The 255-nt window shown below is 39.6% G+C and carries 1 protein-coding gene; it reads left to right on the forward strand.

Features of this window, described 5'->3' with window-relative positions:
* On the forward strand, positions 1-255 hold a 255-nt coding region (locus HC752_RS24545; protein WP_238930645.1), incomplete at both ends, for a transposase.

A 255-nucleotide genomic window follows, 5' to 3' on the forward strand; every position in this document is an offset into this window, starting at 1 on the left:
AATGAAGATGATAGAAAGCCAGTACCTGAAATGGTCGAGGGTTTGTGGGGCAAACTCTATGGTGACAAAGGTTATATTAGCCAAGCCTTGACAGGAGAACTACTCAACAAAGGCGTTGAGTTAATCATCACCATCAGAAAGAACATGAAGAAAAAGTTTATTTCTTTGTGGGACAGAGCGTTGCTGAAAAATCGTTTCATCATTGAAACAGTGAACGATCAGTTGAAGAACATTTCCTACATTGAACACTCGAGA

The sequence above is a fragment of the Vibrio sp. S9_S30 genome (genome assembly GCF_014694455.1).
Taxonomy (GTDB): domain Bacteria; phylum Pseudomonadota; class Gammaproteobacteria; order Enterobacterales; family Vibrionaceae; genus Vibrio.